Here is a 17,119-nt window from a genome sequence, read left to right on the forward strand (position 1 = left end):
GCCACCCCGCTCGCGGGGTTTGAAACCTTTCATCCATGACCCGAACCCTTCAGCAACTTCGCCAGGGCATTGACTCTGTGGACCAGCAATTGCTGGCGCTTTTGAACCAGCGTGCCACGCTGGCCAACGAAGTTGGCGAGCTCAAGCGTCACGACGGCTCACCGGTATTCCGGCCTGAACGGGAGGCGCAGGTCATCCAGGGGCTGCAGTCCGCCAACCCCGGTCCGCTCAAAGGCGACAACATCGCCCACATCTGGCGCGAGGTCATGTCGGCCTGCCGCGCACTCGAGGCCCCGCAGCGCGTGGCCTACCTCGGCCCCGCCGGTACCTTCAGCGAACAGGCGGCGGTGCAGTTTTTCGGCTCCAGCATCGAACATGTTCCCTGCGCCAGTTTCGACGAGGTGTTCCGTGCGGCCACGGCGGGCACCGCCCAGTTCGGCGTGGTCCCGGTGGAAAACAACACCGAAGGAGTGGTAACGCGAACGCTGGACCTGTTCCTGAATTCCCCGCTGCACGTGGTGGGCGAAACCAGTCTGCTGGTACGCCACAACCTGCTGCGCCTGTCGGCATCGCTTGACAGCATCGAGGTCGTTCTTGCTCACGCGCAGGCGCTGGCGCAATGTCAGGGCTGGCTCGGAACGCACCTGCCGCACGCCGAGCGACGCGCCGTGTCCAGCAATGCCGAAGGTGCGCGCCTGGCCGCCGGCAACCCGGCCTGGGCGGCCATTGCCAGCGAACGCGCAGGGGCCGAGTTCGGCCTGCATATCGCCGCCCACGCGATCCAGGATGATGCCTTCAACCGCACCCGTTTTGCCGTGATCTGCCTTCCGCAAATACTGCAGGCTCCGCAAGCATCAGGCAAGGATTGCACCAGCCTGATCGTGTCCGTGCCCAACAAGCCCGGTGCCGTTCACGACATCCTGGTCCCCTTGAAAACCCATGGTGTGTCGATGACACGTTTCGAGTCGCGTCCTGCCCGCTCGGGCCAGTGGGAATACTTCTTTTACATCGACTTGCAGGGCCACCCCTCGCAGACCAATGTGGCGGCTGCCTTGAAAGACCTGCAACAGCTTTGTGCCTTCTACAAGGTACTGGGCACCTACCCCGTCAGCGACTAAACACCCATGAAGCAATTGCAAGCAATCCTGGCGCCCTTTCATGTTTGAGCAATTGGGACTGATCGGCTGCGGCCTGATGGGGGGATCTTTTGCGCTGGCACTCAAGCGCGCGGGCCTGGTCAAACGCATTGTGGGCTACAGCAAATCACCCTCCACGACCGAACGCGCCCGGCAGATGGGCGTTATTGACGTGGAAGCACCCTCGGCCCTGCTGGCGGTTTCCGGCGCCGACATTGTCCTGCTTGCCGTCCCCGTGTCCGCCACCGAAGCTACTTTCAAGGCCATCCGCCATCTGGTGAATCCCGCCACACTGATCATGGATGTCGGCTCGACCAAACGCGATGTGGTCGATGCGGCACGCCGGGTGCTGCGCGACAATGTGGGCTGTTTTGTACCGGCGCATCCCATCACCGGCAAGGAAGTGTCCGGCGTCGAGCACGCCGATGCAGACCTGTACACGGGCAAGCAGGTCATCCTGACGCCCATCGAACGCACCTTTACCGTCCAGCTTCAGAAAGCTGTCGATGTCTGGACGGCGCTGGGTTGCAATGTCATCAAGATGTCCCCCCAGGCCCACGATGCCGCTTACGCCGCAGTCAGCCACCTGCCCCACCTGATTGCTTTTGCGCTGATCAACAGCATCTCCGGGCAGGCCCAGGGCAAGGACTACCTGTCGCTGGCCGGCCCCGGTTTCCGGGACTTCACCCGCATCGCGGCAAGCGACCCCAAAATGTGGCGCGACATCCTGGTCGCCAACCGAGAAGAGCTGCTGGAACAGTCCAGGATCTTCCAGGATGCCCTGCATTCACTCGAGAAACTGATCGCCAAGGCCGACGGCGATGCGCTGGAAGAACGCATCGACCATGCCAGCCATACCCGCGCCAACTGGCGAATCACCCCCCCCAAATCCCTCAAATAGGCGCGGGGCCATGTTCGATACCGAGTTCCTGGACATCCCGGCACTGACGGCCGCAGGCGGCACTGTCCGCCTGCCCGGCTCCAAAAGCATCTCCAACCGGGTCTTGCTGCTCGCTGCCCTGAGCGAAGGCCGCACCACGGTGCACGACCTGCTCGCATCCGACGACACCGCGGTCATGCTGGCTGCGCTCCGGCAGCTGGGCTGCACGGTGGCACAAAACGGCACCACGGCCGTCATCGATGGCCTGGGAGGCCAGCTGGCGCAAAAACATGCCGTGCTGTATCTGGGCAACGCCGGTACCGCCATGCGGCCGCTGACGGCCGCACTGGCGCTGCTCGGCGGCGACTTCGAGCTGTCAGGCGTTCCGCGCATGCACGAACGGCCCATCGGCGACCTGGTGGATGCCTTGCGCCAGCTCGGCTGCCGTATCGACTACCTCGGGCAGGAAGGTTTTCCGCCGCTGCGCATCCGGACCGGCCAGCTCACACTGGACGCCCCGATCCGGGTGCGCGGCGACGTATCCAGCCAGTTCCTGACGGCCCTGCTGCTGGCGCTGCCGCTGGTGGCAAGCCGGAACATCACGCTGGAAGTCGTCGGCGAGCTGATTTCCAGGCCGTATATCGACATCACGCTCAAGCTGCTGGCACGTTTCGGCATCCAGGTTCAGCGGGACGGATGGCAGCGTTTCACGATCCCCGCCGGCAGCCGCTACCGTTCACCCGGCGCCATCCATGTCGAGGGCGACGCCTCATCCGCTAGCTATTTCATAGCACTTGGCGCAATAGCCACGGCGGCTACAGGCCAAAATGGCATAGAGATTCAGGGCGTGGGCGCAGATTCCATCCAGGGCGACATCCGGTTTGTCGAAGCAGCACGGCAAATGGGCGCGCTTGTCGACAGCAGCGCCAACACCCTGACCATCCGGCGCGGCGCCTGGCCGCTCAAGGCCATCGACCTGGACTGCAACCACATTCCCGATGCAGCCATGACCCTGGCCGTGATGGCCCTGTACGCCGACGGCAGCACCACGCTGCGCAACATCGCCAGCTGGCGCGTCAAGGAAACCGATCGCATCGCCGCCATGGCCTGCGAGTTGCGCAAGCTTGGCGCCGGTGTCGAGGAAGGCGCCGACTACATTCGCATCACACCGCCGGTGCTGTGGCAAACGGCGCCCATCCACACCTATGACGACCACCGGATCGCCATGTGTTTTTCCCTGGCGGCGTTCAACCCCGCAAGGCTGCCCATCCGCATCCTGGATCCGAAATGCGTGGCCAAAACCTTCCCAGACTACTTTGAAACCCTGTTTTCGGTGGCTCACAGCGAACCGGAGCTGATTCCCGTGGTCTGCATTGACGGCCCGACCGCCTCCGGCAAAGGGACCGTCGCCGCGCTGGTGGCACGCCGGCTGGGCTACCACTTCCTCGACTCCGGCGCCATGTACCGCATCACCGCCCTGGCGGCCATGCAGGCCGGCCTGGCCATCGAACCGGCACAGGAAGCGGCGATTGCGGCCCTGGCGAGGCAGTTGCCGGTCCGCTTTTCCGACGGCAAGGTCTTTCTGGGCGAGCAGGATGTCACCGAGACCATTCGCACCGAGGAAGCCGGCATGAACGCTTCCCGCGTCTCGGCCCTGCCCTCTGTTCGCCTGGCGCTGGTGGACCTACAGCACAGCTTCCGGCAGCTGCCAGGCCTGGTGGCCGACGGCCGGGACATGGGCACCGTGATTTTCCCGGACGCTTCCCTGAAGATCTTCCTGACGGCGAGCGCCCGCCAAAGGGCCGAACGGCGCCATAAGCAATTGATTTCAAAGGGAATTCCGGCTACAATTGCAGGGATTCAGCAGGATTTGGAGGCTAGGGATGCGCGTGACATGTCACGGCAATCCGCCCCTTTGAAGCCCGCTGATGACGCCAGGCCACTGGACAACTCCGCGCTGTCGATCGAGGAATCGGTTGAACAGGTGCTCAGCTGGTGGCAAGGCTTACGGCCCTTCTGACCTTCAATGCACGCCAGTGCCCGGTCAGCAGGAATATTTAACTTAACCCGCGGATCATCCGCACACAAACGCCGCAGTCAGCTCTAAAAACGATAGCAATGGTGCTCTCGGAAACCTGCCCTGTGGATTAGGAAAATCAATGTCTGAATCTTTTGCCGCCCTTTTTGAAGAATCGCTGAAACGCTCTGAAATGCGTACGGGCGAAGTCATTACCGCCGAAGTCGTGCGTATCGATCACAACCACGTGGTTGTGAATGCCGGACTCAAATCCGAGGCTTATGTCCCCCTCGAAGAATTCAAGAACGACCAGGGCGAACTCGAAGTCCAGGTCGGCGACTTTGTCTCCGTGGCCATCGACTCCGTCGAAAACGGTTATGGCGACACCCTGCTGTCCCGCGACAAGGCCAAGCGCCTGGCTTCATGGATGAGCCTGGAAAAAGCCCTGGAATCCGGCGAATTCGTCACCGGCCAGACCAGCGGCAAGGTCAAGGGCGGCCTGACCGTCCTGGTCAACGGCATCCGCGCCTTCCTGCCCGGCTCGCTGATCGACACCCGCCCCATCAAGGACTTGTCTCCCTACGAGAACAAGACCATGGAATTCAAGGTCATCAAGCTGGACCGCAAGCGCAACAACGTGGTGCTGAGCCGCCGCGCCGTGGTCGAAGCCAGCATGGGCGAAGAACGCGCCAAGCTGATGGAAACCCTGAAAGAAGGCTCTGCCGTCAAGGGCATCGTCAAGAACATCACCGAATACGGTGCCTTCGTGGACCTGGGCGGTATCGACGGCCTGCTGCACATCACCGACATGGCATGGCGCCGCGTGCGTCACCCGAGCGAAGTGGTGACAGCCGGCCAGGAAATCGTGGCCAAGATCCTGAAGTTCGACACCGAGAAAAACCGTGTGTCGCTGGGTCTGAAGCAGATGGGCGACGACCCATGGATGGGCGTGAACCGCCGCTACCCGCAAAGCACCCGCCTGTTCGGCAAGATCACCAACATCGCCGACTACGGCGCGTTTGTGGAACTCGAGCCCGGCATCGAAGGCCTGGTCCACGTGTCCGAAATGGACTGGACCAACAAGAACGTGGCTCCGAGCAAGCTCGTGACCCTGGGCGACGAAGTTGAAGTCATGGTCCTCGAGATTGACGAAGACAAGCGCCGCATCAGCCTGGGCATGAAGCAGTGCAAGGCCAACCCGTGGCAGGAATTTGCCCAGGACACCAAGCGCGGCGACCGCGTCAAGGGCCCGATCAAGTCGATCACCGACTTCGGTGTCTTTGTGGGCCTGGCTGCCGGCATCGACGGCCTCGTGCATCTGTCCGACCTCTCGTGGAACGAACCCGGCGAAGCCGCTGTTCGCAACTACAAAAAGGGCCAGGAAGTCGAAGCCATCGTGTTGGCCGTTGACGTGGACCGCGAGCGTATCTCCCTGGGCATCAAGCAGCTGGATTCCGACCCGTTCACCACCTTCGTGTCGATCAACGACAAGGGTGCGGTTGTGACCGGCAAGGTCAAGACCGTGGATGCCAAGGGCGCCGAGATCGACCTGGGCGAAGACATCATTGGTTACCTGCGTGCCAGCGAAATCAGCCGTGACCGCGTTGAAGACGCGCGCAACGTGCTGAAAGAAGGCGACGAAGTGTCGGCAGTGGTGGTGAACGTGGATCGCAAGACCCGCAACATCCAGCTGTCCGTCAAGGCCAAAGACAATGTGGACCAGCAGGAAGCCATGGCAACGCTGAGCCAGCAGTCTTCGCGTGAAAACGCCGGCCTGACCAACCTCGGCGCGCTGCTGCGCGCCAAGATGGAAAACACCGAGAAATAAGCGGACCCCGGCGAAATGGCGTGCTCCGGCACGCCATTTCGCTGTCCGGAAATTCTTATGACCCGTAGCGATCTTGTCGAAGAACTGGCAGCCCGTTTCAGCCAGCTCACGCACCGCGATGCCGAATACGCCGTCAAGACGATTCTTGACGCCATGAGCGACGCATTGGTACGTGGGCACCGGATCGAGATCCGCGGTTTTGGCAGCTTCTCCATCAACCGGCGTCCGCCGCGCATGGGCCGCAATCCCCGCTCCGGCGAAAGTGTCGCCATCCCGGAAAAACGTGTTCCCCATTTCAAGCCGGGCAAAGCCCTGCGCGAAGCGGTGGATACCCGGACCGAAGAAATGCTGGCACCTCCCGTCAAATAAAGGGCATCCCGACAGGGCTCTGGCTACAATTGCCGGACCACAAGGGGACCCAAGTGAAATATCTCATGTGGCTGCTCAAGGCAGCCATTTTTTTTACGCTGTTTGCTTTCGCATTGAATAATCAGCAAGCCGTTGCTGTTTACTTCTTTTTCGGCACACTGTGGCAGGCACCGCTGGTGCTGGTCGTCCTGGTCACCTTTGCCTGCGGTCTGGCCACCGGCGTCCTCATGATGATGCCGCGCTGGTGGAAAAAACGCAAAAATGCCAAGCTGAACATCCACAGCACGCACAGCGAGAACCCGTCCACCATGCACCATGGAATTTGATTTCACCTGGGTACTGCTCGGGTTTCCGGTCGCTTTTACCCTGGGCTGGCTGGCGTCACGGCTGGATTTACGGCAGCTTCGGATAGAAAACAGGCAAGCGCCCAAAGCCTACTTTCGCGGCCTGAATTTTCTGCTCAACGAGCAGCAGGACCAGGCCATCGACGCCTTCATCGAGGCCGTCCAGAACGACCCCGATACCTCCGAACTGCATTTCGCGCTGGGCAACCTGTTCCGCCGGCGCGGCGAGTACGAACGCGCGGTGCGTGTCCACGAACACCTGCTCTCCCGCGGCGACCTGACCCAGACCGAGCGCGATCGCGCGCAGCATGCGCTGGCGCTTGATTTCCTGAAGGCCGGATTGCTGGATCGCGCGGAACTGGCACTGAGAAAACTGGAAGGTACGGGGTACGAAGAGGAAGCCCGGCTCGCCCTGCTGTCGATCTATGAGCGTTCGCGCGACTGGACGCATGCCACCGACATTGCAGCCAAGCTGGACAGTGCCAGCCGCGGCAGCTTCAGCACCCGGCAGGCGCACTACCTGTGCGAGCAGGCGCTGGCCGCCACGGCGTCGGGCGATACAGACCGGGCGCTGGCCATCCTGCAGCAGGCAGCCGGCCTGGCGCCGGCTGCGCCCCGGCCCCTGATCGACCTGGCCAAGCTGCAGGGCCAGCTCGGACGGCACCAGGATGCTTTTGCCACCCTCCTGAAGCTCGAAAAAACAGCGCCGCAAGCCTTGCCGCTGGCCGCCGGCCTGCTCGGCAACATGGCGCAGCAAAGCGGCCAGCAGCAGGCCGCGCTGGACCTGCTGCTGGCCAGTTATGCAGAGATGCCTTCCATCGACGTGGTGGAAGCCATCATCAAGCTCGATGCCGCGCCAGAAGCGCCGCGCAGGCGTTATGTCCAGCACCTGGAACGCGAAGCCTCGCTGGTCGCTGCCGCGAAATGGATCGCCGGCGAAAAGCTGGGCGACGAGCACCAGCACACCCTGGTCCAGCGCGCCCTGGACAAGGCCACCAAACCCCTGATGCGCTACCGCTGTGCAGCCTGCGGCTTTGAAGCGACCCAGCATTTCTGGCACTGCCCCGGCTGCCAGGCCTGGGACAGCTATCCTGCTCGTCGGATCGAGGAGTTATGAACACCCCAGAGGTTTGGCACACCCCCGTGGAGGCTTCGCCTCCCTCCCCCTTGCAGGGGGCGGACACCTGCGGCCTGGCAAAGCCAGATCCGCGGCGTCCACTGGCATAAGAAAATCACTCGTATGACAACACCTTTAACTCTGTCCCGCGAACAGCTTGCCAAGGCCCGCGTGCTGGTGGTCGGCGATGCCATGCTGGACCGCTACTGGTACGGTGCGGTGGACCGGATTTCGCCGGAAGCGCCTGTGCCTGTGGTGCGTGTCACGCGTCAGGAAGAGCGCATGGGCGGGGCGGCCAATGTGGCTTACAACATCGTCACCCTGAACGCGCAGGCCTCGCTGCTGAGCGTGGTTGGCGACGACGAAGCCAGCCACCAGCTGGAAGCCCTGGTCGCCAGCTCCGGCATCACTCCCTGCTTCGGGCGCGACCCGCAGCTCAAGACCACCGTCAAGCTGCGCGTGATCGGCCGGCAGCAGCAGCTGTTGCGGCTCGATTTTGAGAACACGCCCGAAAACGAGGTGCTTGCCTCACAGACCGCCGCTTTCGAAAAACTCCTGCCGCACCACGACACGGTGCTGTTTTCGGACTACGGTAAAGGTGGTCTGGCCCACATCCCCCTGATGATTGATCAGGCCCGCTCAGCGGGTAAAGTGGTGCTGGTCGACCCCAAGGGCTCGGACTATTCGCGTTACCAGCGCGCCACGGCCATCACACCGAACCGCGCCGAGCTCGAGCATGTCATCGGCCCCTGGCGCGATGAAGCGGATCTACAGGCCAAGGCGCAAAACCTGCGCGAAACGCTGAAGCTGCAGGCGCTGCTGCTGACCCGCAGCGAAGAAGGCATGACGCTGTTTGATGCGCAGGGCCAACTGAACGTGCCGGCGCTGGCGCGCGAGGTGTTTGACGTGACCGGCGCGGGCGATACTGTAATCGCCACCCTGGCGGCCATGGCCGCGGCCGGCCTCAGCCTGCGCGAGGCCGTGCCGGTGGCCAACCGGGCCGGCGGCATCGTGGTCGGCAAGTTCGGCACGGCGACGGTCAGCTACGACGAGCTGTTCGCCGCCCTCTGAAAAAGGAATGGTCATGAAAATCGTGGTTACCGGAGCCGCCGGGTTCATCGGCTCCAACATCATCCAGGGCCTCAACGCGCGCGGCATCGACGACATCATTGCCGTCGACGACATGACCGACGGCGACAAGTTCCGCAACATTGCCGACCTGCAGATCGCCGACTACATCGACGTGGACGACTTTTACGAGCTGTTTGCGGAATCCGCGTTCGGCGATGTCGAAGCTGTCTTCCACGAAGGTGCCTGCAGCGACACCATGGAGCCGGACGGCAAGTACATGATGGACAACAACTACACGCTGTCCTGCGAACTTTATGCAGCCTGCCAGGAGCAGGGCACACGGCTGCTTTACGCCTCGTCAGCCGCCACCTACGGCGGCTCGGACACCTTCCGCGAATCAGCGGAGTTCGAGAAGCCGCTCAATGTCTACGGCTACTCCAAGTTGCTGTTCGATCAGCGGCTGCGCCGTGAACTGGGACCCGATTTTTCCGGCACCGCCACGCAGGTGGCGGGCTTCCGCTACTTCAACGTGTACGGCCCGCGCGAGCAGCACAAGGGCCGCATGGCCAGTGTCGCCTTTCACCAGTTCAACCAGTTTCGTGCCGAAGGCAAGGTCAAGCTGTTCGGCGAGTACGGCGGTTATGGCCGTGGCGGCCAGATGCGCGACTTCGTCTTCATCGATGACGTCGTGGCTGTGAACCTCTGGTTTTTCGACAACCCGGAAAAGTCCGGCATCTTCAACCTCGGCACCGGCCGCGCTCAGCCCTTCAACGATGTGGCGCTGGCCGTCGTCAGCACCCTGCGTCAGCAGCAGGGTGACGCACCGCTGACCTTGGAAGAGGCCGCGCACGGCAGCCTGATCGACTACATCGACTTTCCTGCCGCGCTGGTCGGCAAGTACCAGAGCTACACCCAGGCAGATCTGTCGGCCCTGCGCGCGGCCGGCTGCCAGCATGTTTTTGCCGATGTGCAGACCGGCGTGGCAGCCTACATGCGCGCACTGAGCCAAGGCGAAGCCACAAAAGCCTGACCGGCCAGTACCGGCGCTCGTCAGCGGGGATATGCCGGTGCGGTGGCATCTGCCGTTGAAGCGGCATTGGCCGGCGGCTCAGGAAAACGGTAATACAGGGCGTTGAGGTAACGCGCCACGTCGGTCACGTCTTCCTCCCGCCAGCCCAGCCCCGAGATTTTCTGCCAGCGCTCGACTTCGGCCTTGAGACTTGCCCAGTTGTTGGCAGCCTTCCTGTCGCGCCAGTGAATCTGGGTGTTATGGCAGCCGATGCAGTGTGTCGAATACAGCAGTTCGCCGCGCTGGGCATCGGTCTTTGTCTGGGCATGTACAGGCCCGGCAAGGCCCACAAAACCAATCGCAAGAACGACAAGCCACTTTTTACTCATCACGGAGATCTCCTCAAGCGCGCTGCTCGAACTCCCGGTCCCTGGCACCGATCACTCCGGCGGCCAGATCGGCCAGTTCCCGCGTCAACAACTCCAGAATGTCCTCCATCGTAACGACACCCGTCAACCGGCCCGCCTCATCGACGATGACCAGCCGGCGCAGCCGGTGCCTGCGCATCAATGCCACCGCGTCCATCGCATCCATCTCGGGGGTCGCCTTGACAAGCTCGACGGACATGATGTCCCCGGCGGTAAACACCTCGGGGTCCAGCCCCTCGGCCATCAGGGCCAGCACCAGGTCCCTGTCGGTCAGGATGCCGACCGGCCGGCTCTTTTCCGCTGCATCGACAACAACAAGCGCGCCGATATGGTGCTTGCGCATCAGCTGGGCGGCCACCAGGGCCGGAGTCTCAAGCTCAACCACCGCCACCACAGCGGTTGCAAAGTCTTTCAAACGAGTGGTCATGTCCGACTCCTTTTGGCCTCCATGAGGCTTCTTTGTGGCGATACTGCAGCTTATGCCTTTCCCCGCGCCTGCTGCGTTGATCCAGCGCAAATACACGGGTCGGTCAACTTGACGGCTGCAGCAGCCGTTAAACGCGGGACATCCTGGTTCACGGGAGGGATCACCTGCTTCACCCATCCATTTTGAGGAGCTTCCTGATGTTCAAAAAACTGCTGGCCTTTATTGCGGCCATGTATGTCGCCGTGGCCTTTGCCGCGGTGGAAGTCAACAGTGCCACACCCGCCGAGCTCGACAGCATCAAGGGCATTGGGCCGGTCAAGTCCGCGCTGATCATCTCTGAGCGCAAGAAAATGCCATTCAAGGACTGGAATGATTTTGTGACCCGCGTCAAGGGCGTGGGCACAGACAGCGCTGCCAAATTTTCAGCCGATGGCATGACAGTGAACGGCACCAGCTACAAGGCTGGCGGCAAGGCTGAGGCGAAAGCGGAAGCAAAGGCCGGAGCCAAGGCAGACCAAACCGCCGACAAGCCTATCACCGAAAAAGCCAAGGACGCTGCCGTGGCCACCAAAGACGCCGTCAAGGGCGCAGCCATCAGCACCAAGGACGCGGTCAAGGAGACAGCCAGGGACGCCAAGGCGGCGCTGACGCCCAAGGCTGAGACTCAAGCTGATGTCAAGGTAGGCGCAAAAACAGACGCCACGAAGAAATAAGCCGTCCAGCCTCCGAAAAAACCCGCCGGATGGTGGGTTTTTTCATGCCATTTTTGGCCGCTGGCCCTTATGCGACGGTCGAAGATGGATATCAAATAGAGAGCGTCAGCAGCGCTGCCCGGCTCAGACCAGTGCAATCAGGTCGGTCACACCGACGTCCATACCCGCCTGTGCAAGCAGCGTGGTGGCCTGGCCGCGGTGGTGGGTCTGGTGATTGAAAAAATGCGTCATGGCCTGCCAGGCCGGGTGCTCCCGCTGAACACCCTTGCTGTTGCTGTAACGCATGGTGAGCTGCGAGTAGGTCTCGGGCAGGCCGGCCATCCAGGTTTCGATGGCGGCGTCGAGCTGCTCACGCTTGGCACGCAGCTCATCCCAGCCGTCAAACAGCACGGTGTCAAGCTGGCTGCCCGGCGGCAGGTCCAGCACGGCGCTGTCCAGGCCGGCGAGCGTGATGCCATGGTCCAGTCCGCACTGGGCGAACCGCCGCAACCAGATCTGGTCAGCAACGACCAGGTGATTCAGCGTGCGGTGGAGGGAGCCGAAAAAGGCGCCGCGCTCGCGTTTGCGTTCTTCGTCACCCAGGGTTTCGCAGGCCGCATACAGGCGCTGGTTCATCCAGCGATTGTACTTTGCCAGAAAGCGGTAGTTGTCAATGAAGGCTTCGTTCATGCCTGCCATTGTCGGGAATTTTCCCGCAGTCTGCAGCACCCGGCACGTCGTCTGCAAACAGGGGCAGGAGCCCGTTGACTCGGCGCACAGCCTCGGACTCCCCCATGTCCTGTGCAAGGTAATGAAAGAGATCGGCCCTAAGCAGCCACAACGCCATGACCGATGCCGCCTGATGAATCTGGCAGTGCGCACGCGCCTGGTGAGCTTCGCTGCAGGGTGACACCATCAGGAACATGGCGGAGCGGATGGTGTCAAGTTCCACGCCAGGCGCTGCCACATCCACCAGGTTTCCCCCTCGCGAACGGGAAAACCATAGCCGCACGGAGGATGTCAAAGCCACGGATGCACCTCAGGCCTTGCCGAAGCCGCCACCGCCCGGCGTATGAATCTCGAACACATCACCGGGCAACATCTCTGCCTGACCGATGTGCTCCAGCGCCTCGATCTGCCCGCCGGCGCGCACCACCACATTGCGGCCGACCTGGCCCGGTTCCCCCCCGGCCATGCCAAACGCGCCGTGTTTGCGGCCGTTCGACAGAATGCTTGCGGTCATGGGTTCGAGAAAGCGCACACGCCGCACGCCGCCGTTGCCGCCGTGCCAGCGCCCGGCGCCGCCCGAGCCCTGGCGGATCTCGTAACTTTCCAGCCGCACCGGGAAGCGGAACTCCAGCACCTCGGGGTCGGTCAGGCGCGAGTTGGTCATGTGCGTCTGCACGACCGAGGTGCCGTCGAAGCCCTTGGAAATTTTTCCGTCCACGTCGATCTCGCCACCGGCGCCGGAACCACCCGAGATGGTTTCGTAATACTGGTGCCGTTCGTTGCCGAAGGTGAAGTTGTTCATGGTGCACTGGCTGGCCGCCATCACGCCGAGTGCGCCATACAGCGCGTTGGTGATGCAGGTCGAGGTCTCGACGTTGCCTGCCACCACCGAGGCCGGCGGGTTCGGGTTCAGCATGGAGCCGGCCGGGATGATGACCTTGAGCGGTTTCAGGCAGCCCGCGTTGAGCGGAATGTCGTCGTCCACCAACGTACGGAACACATACAGCACTGCCGCCATGCACACCGCCGTCGGGGCATTGAAATTGTTGGTCTGCTGGGGGGAAGTGCCGGTGAAGTCGATTTCCGCGCTGCGGTTTTTCGTGTCCACCCGGATCGCCACCTGGATCTGCGCGCCGTTGTCCAGCGGCAGCGTGAAGGCGCCGTCTTTCAGCCGGGTGATCACGCGGCGCACCGACTCCTCGGCATTGTCCTGCACGTGACGCATGTAGGCCAGCACCACCTCCAGACTGAAGGTGTCCACCATCTTGCGCAGCTCCTGCACGCCTTTTTCATTGGCGGCGATCTGCGCCTTCAGGTCGGCCAGGTTCTGCTGCGGATTCCTCGAAGGGTATTGGCCGCTTTTCAGCAGCGCTACCATCTCGGCTTCGCGCAGCACGCCGCGTTCGACCAGCTTGACGTTGTTGATCTGTACGCCCTCTTCCTCGATGCGTGTCGAAAACGGCGGCATGGAACCCGGCGTGGTGCCTCCGATGTCCGCATGGTGGCCGCGCGAGCCAACATAAAAGGTCGGCAAGTCCGCGCTGCCCAGGTAGACCGGTGTGATCACCGTGATGTCGGGCAGGTGCGTGCCGCCGTGATAGGGGTCGTTGAGCACATACACATCACCCGGCTGCATTTTTCCGGCGTTCTCGCGGATCACCGTCTTGATGCTTTCGCCCATGGAACCCAGGTGCACCGGCATGTGCGGCGCATTGGCAATCAGGTTGCCTTCGGTGTCGAACAGCGCGCAACTGAAATCCAGCCGCTCCTTGATGTTGACCGAGTAGGCGGTGTTCTGCAGCTGCAGGCCCATCTGCTCGGCGATGTTCATGAAGAGGTTGTTGAACACTTCCAGCAGCACCGGGTCCACGGTGGTCCCCGCTGCAAACTTGATGGCGCGCTCCGCGCGGCGGTCCAGCACCAGGTGATCCAGCGCGGTCAGGGCCGCCTCCCAGCCCGGTTCAACCACGGTGGTCGCGTTTTTCTCGGCAATGATGGCCGGGCCGGAAATAATGTCGCCCGGCTGAAGATCCTCACGCACCACCAGCGCGGCATCGTGCCACTGGCCTCCCGAATACATACGTACCGTTTCCCGGCGCGGCACTTCACGCGGTTCGTGCGTGTGGTGGCGCGGCTCCGCAGGGGCGTCCCCGGCGACCACGGCCTCGACCGACACCGCTTCAACCACCAGCCCCTTGCCTTGCATCAGGAAGGCAAACCGCTGGCGGTAGGCTGCTTCAAAGCCACCCTCGATCTGGTCCAGCGTGCCGAAAGGCACGACCAGGGCCGAATCGCTGCCTTCGTATCGCACATGCACGCGCCGGTGCATGGTGATGGCGCCGGTACTCACCTGCTGGCGCTGGAGTTCAGCCTGCGCCGTCGTTGCCAGGCCTTCCAGCGTTGCGGCGATCTCGGGCACTGCTGCCTCCGTCAGCTTGAGCTCCACGGCCTGTTCACGAATCACGTTCTGGTCGGCCAGGCCCATGCCATAGGCGCTCAGCACGCCGGCCAGCGGGTGCACAAACACCTTGGTCATGCCCAGTGCGTCGGCCACCAGGCAGGCATGCTGCCCACCCGCGCCGCCGAAACACTGCAGGGTGTAGCGCGTCACGTCATAACCACGCGCCACGGAGATCTTCTTGATGGCATTGGCCATCTGCTGAACGGCGATGTTGATGAAACCCTCGGCCACCACCTCGGCGCTGCGGCCGGTCTGGCCGGCGAGTTCGTTGAACTGTGCCTGCACCGCCTCGTAACTCAGGGGTTCATCGGCATTCGGGCCGAACACCTTGGGAAAGTAACGCGGCTGCACCTTGCCCACCATCACGTTGGCATCGGTCACGGCCAACCGGCCGCCGCGGCGGTAGCTGGCCGGGCCTGGGTTGGCGCCCGCGCTTTGCGGGCCCACCCGGAAACGCTCGCCGTCGAATTTGAGGATGGAGCCGCCGCCGGCCGCGACTGTGTGAATGCTCATCATCGGCGCTCGCATGCGCACGCCGGCGACCTGGGTTTCAAACTCGCGCTCGAACTCGCCGGCGTAATGCGAGACATCGGTGGACGTTCCGCCCATGTCGAAGCCAATCACTTTCGCATGCCCCGCAATCGCCGCCGTGCGCGCCATGCCGACGATGCCGCCCGCCGGTCCGCTCAGGATGGCGTCCTTGCCCTGGAACACATGCGCGTCAGTCAGGCCGCCCGACGACTGCATGAAGAACAGCTTGACGCCCGGCATCTCTCCGGCGACCTGCTCCACATAGCGACGCAGGATGGGTGAGAGGTAGGCATCGACCACGGTCGTATCGCCGCGGCTGACAAACTTCATCATCGGGCTGGTTTCATGCGACGTACTGATCTGCGTGAAACCGGTTTCGCGGGCAATACGGCTGGCCGCTTTTTCATGATCGGTGTAGCGGTAGCCGTGCATGAACACAATCGCAACGCTACGCAGCCCTTTCTGGTATTGCGCCAACAGCTCCTGTTTTAATAGCACTTCATCCAGCGCCTGGAGAACTTCTCCCTGGGCCCCGACACGCTCGTGCGCTTCCACGACGGCGCTGTACAGCAGTTCGGGCAAGACGATGTGGCGGTCGAACAGGCGGGGACGGTTCTGGTAGGCAATGCGCAGCGCATCGCGGAACCCTCGCGTCGTCACCAGCAGGGTTGGCTCACCCTTGCGCTCAAGCAAGGCGTTGGTGGCCACCGTGGTGCCCATCTTCACGCAGTCCACCACGTCGGCGCGAATGGCTTCACCCGCCTTCAACCCCAACAGGTGGCGTATGCCGGCAACCGCCGCATCCCGGTACTGCTCGGGGTTCTCGGACAGCAGCTTGTGCGTGACCAGCGAGCCGTCAGGCTTTTTGGCCACGATGTCGGTGAAGGTGCCGCCCCGGTCTATCCAGAACTGCCAGCGTTTGGTATCAGGGGTGGGATTGGGTTTTTGCATATGTTTTCGAAGTTTTCTTTGATGGGTAGCCGCCGCGGATTGATCCACCGAGGAAGCGGTCTGATGAAAATATGTATGCCCTGCCGTACAGAAGCAAGATTACGCCATGATGCGCAGGGACGAGGTACCCGTCTATTGCTGGATGTAATACGGCACAAAAATGTCATTGGCTTCGTTGCCCACGGATCGTACCCATTCGCGCGAGAACTTCTCGCCCATGCGCTTGATCTCCACCTCCAGGTCCGCGGGAATACGTTCGATCTTGATGCCATTCTGGCGCAGCTCCTCGGTGGCGCTGCTGGCCAGCGCCTGGCTGGCCAGCCATCCGCGGGTTTCGGCATCTGCCGCTGCTTTCATGACCATGTTACGCGCTGCAGGTTTGAGCGCATCGAAGGCCTTGCTGCTCACAAACACCACGTTTTTTGGAAACCAGGCATTGATCTCGTAGTAATACCTGATCGGTCCCCAGACCTTGTTTTCGACGCCGGTCAGGGCCGAGGTGATCATGTTGTCCATGCGTCCTTCGGCCAGCGCCTTGCCCACATCCACCATGGCCACATCCACCGGTTTGGCGCCCAGCATTTCGGCAATGCGCAAGGTGGTCTGGTTGTAGGTACGCATCTGGGTTCCCTTGAAATCGGCCAGCCCCCGCACCGGTTTGCCTGAATGCAGGCCTTGCGGCGGCCAGGGCACGGCATACAGCAGCTTGAGGCCGCGCTGGGCAAAATGCTTTTCAATGCCCGGACGCTGCAGCTTCCACATGCGGTCGGCATCCTTGTAGGTGCCCACCACAAAAGGAATCGAATCGGCGCCAGCGATAGGGATGTCCTTGACCATGCTGGTCATGATGGTCTCGCCGGCCTCTGCCTTGCCCTGCTGCACCGCCTGGCTGATCTCGCCCAGCTTGGCCAGCGTGTTGTTGGGATGCACCTGGATCTTCAACTGGCCGGCCGTTGCCTGCTCGATGTCGCGCGAGAACTGCATGATGTTCTGCGTATGGAAGGATTCAGCCCGATAGCCCGTCGCCAGCTTCCAGGTGGTCTGGGCCATCACGGTGGAGGCGTGACCCAGCGAAACCGCGCACAAGGCGGAGATCAAAAGCTTTTTCATGGGAACTCCTGAAAAGAAG

General features: G+C 62.4%; 16 protein-coding genes. 10 read left to right on the top strand and 6 right to left on the bottom strand.

Features of this window, described 5'->3' with window-relative positions; all coding sequences use genetic code 11:
* The first annotated feature begins 35 nt into the window (after positions 1-35).
* From pheA to rfaD, 9 genes are all read left to right on the top strand, one after another.
* Positions 36-1,118, top strand: a complete 1,083-nt coding sequence (gene pheA / locus WA904_RS18350; protein WP_425198564.1) for a prephenate dehydratase — start codon at positions 36-38, stop codon at positions 1,116-1,118.
* 40 nt (positions 1,119-1,158) lie between these two features.
* Positions 1,159-2,037 carry a prephenate dehydrogenase gene (locus WA904_RS18355; protein ID WP_425198565.1) on the top strand — a complete coding sequence of 293 codons (879 nt, stop codon included), beginning with the start codon at positions 1,159-1,161 and terminating at the stop codon, positions 2,035-2,037.
* Positions 2,038-2,047: 10 nt separating this feature from the next.
* Complete coding sequence (locus tag WA904_RS18360) at positions 2,048-4,036, top strand: bifunctional 3-phosphoshikimate 1-carboxyvinyltransferase/cytidylate kinase (RefSeq protein ID WP_425198566.1); 1,989 nt, start codon at positions 2,048-2,050, stop codon at positions 4,034-4,036.
* Between the two features lie 139 nt (positions 4,037-4,175).
* Positions 4,176-5,861 (top strand): 30S ribosomal protein S1, encoded by a 1,686-nt coding sequence (gene rpsA / locus WA904_RS18365; protein ID WP_425198567.1) that lies wholly within the window; start codon positions 4,176-4,178, stop codon positions 5,859-5,861.
* Positions 5,862-5,918: 57 nt separating this feature from the next.
* A complete protein-coding gene (locus WA904_RS18370) occupies positions 5,919-6,230 on the top strand; it encodes an integration host factor subunit beta (protein WP_096664686.1) in 312 nt (103 codons plus the stop codon).
* A 53-nt stretch (positions 6,231-6,283) separates the two neighbouring features.
* The gene (locus WA904_RS18375) at positions 6,284-6,556 is read left to right on the top strand and encodes a LapA family protein (protein ID WP_348072326.1); all 273 of its coding nucleotides are present in this window, start codon (positions 6,284-6,286) and stop codon (positions 6,554-6,556) included.
* Positions 6,546-7,691, top strand: coding sequence for a lipopolysaccharide assembly protein LapB (lapB, locus tag WA904_RS18380; protein WP_425198568.1), 1,146 nt, complete (start codon positions 6,546-6,548; stop codon positions 7,689-7,691). The genes WA904_RS18375 and lapB overlap by 11 nt, the downstream gene beginning before the upstream one ends.
* A gap of 123 nt (positions 7,692-7,814) precedes the next feature.
* Positions 7,815-8,762, top strand: a complete 948-nt coding sequence (rfaE1, locus tag WA904_RS18385; RefSeq protein WP_425198569.1) for a D-glycero-beta-D-manno-heptose-7-phosphate kinase — start codon at positions 7,815-7,817, stop codon at positions 8,760-8,762.
* A gap of 13 nt (positions 8,763-8,775) precedes the next feature.
* Positions 8,776-9,792 (top strand): ADP-glyceromanno-heptose 6-epimerase, encoded by a 1,017-nt coding sequence (gene rfaD / locus WA904_RS18390; protein WP_425198570.1) that lies wholly within the window; start codon positions 8,776-8,778, stop codon positions 9,790-9,792.
* A gap of 20 nt (positions 9,793-9,812) precedes the next feature.
* Here the strand turns inward: rfaD and WA904_RS18395 are convergent, their stop codons facing one another.
* On the bottom strand, positions 9,813-10,160 hold the full coding sequence (locus tag WA904_RS18395) for a cytochrome C (protein ID WP_425198571.1): 348 nt from the start codon (positions 10,158-10,160) through the stop codon (positions 9,813-9,815).
* Between the two features lie 13 nt (positions 10,161-10,173).
* Positions 10,174-10,626, bottom strand: a complete 453-nt coding sequence (locus WA904_RS18400; RefSeq protein ID WP_425198572.1) for a CBS domain-containing protein — start codon at positions 10,624-10,626, stop codon at positions 10,174-10,176.
* 197 nt (positions 10,627-10,823) lie between these two features.
* Between WA904_RS18400 and WA904_RS18405 the strand changes: the two genes are divergently transcribed.
* Positions 10,824-11,339 carry a ComEA family DNA-binding protein gene (locus WA904_RS18405; RefSeq protein ID WP_425198573.1) on the top strand — a complete coding sequence of 172 codons (516 nt, stop codon included), beginning with the start codon at positions 10,824-10,826 and terminating at the stop codon, positions 11,337-11,339.
* Positions 11,340-11,462: 123 nt separating this feature from the next.
* Here the strand turns inward: WA904_RS18405 and WA904_RS18410 are convergent, their stop codons facing one another.
* The 4 genes from WA904_RS18410 to WA904_RS18425 form a co-directional block, all read right to left on the bottom strand.
* A complete protein-coding gene (locus tag WA904_RS18410) occupies positions 11,463-12,008 on the bottom strand; it encodes a DinB family protein (protein WP_425198574.1) in 546 nt (181 codons plus the stop codon).
* Positions 11,989-12,348, bottom strand: coding sequence for a hypothetical protein (locus WA904_RS18415; protein WP_425198575.1), 360 nt, complete (start codon positions 12,346-12,348; stop codon positions 11,989-11,991). Before WA904_RS18415 ends, WA904_RS18410 begins: the two co-directional genes overlap by 20 nt.
* 9 nt (positions 12,349-12,357) lie before the next feature.
* A complete protein-coding gene (locus WA904_RS18420) occupies positions 12,358-15,990 on the bottom strand; it encodes a hydantoinase B/oxoprolinase family protein (protein ID WP_425198576.1) in 3,633 nt (1,210 codons plus the stop codon).
* Positions 15,991-16,122: 132 nt separating this feature from the next.
* The gene (locus tag WA904_RS18425; RefSeq protein ID WP_425198577.1) at positions 16,123-17,100 is read right to left on the bottom strand and encodes a TRAP transporter substrate-binding protein; all 978 of its coding nucleotides are present in this window, start codon (positions 17,098-17,100) and stop codon (positions 16,123-16,125) included.
* Positions 17,101-17,119 lie beyond the last annotated feature (19 nt).

This window comes from Polaromonas sp., from assembly GCF_049790275.1.
GTDB lineage: Bacteria > Pseudomonadota > Gammaproteobacteria > Burkholderiales > Burkholderiaceae_C > Polaromonas.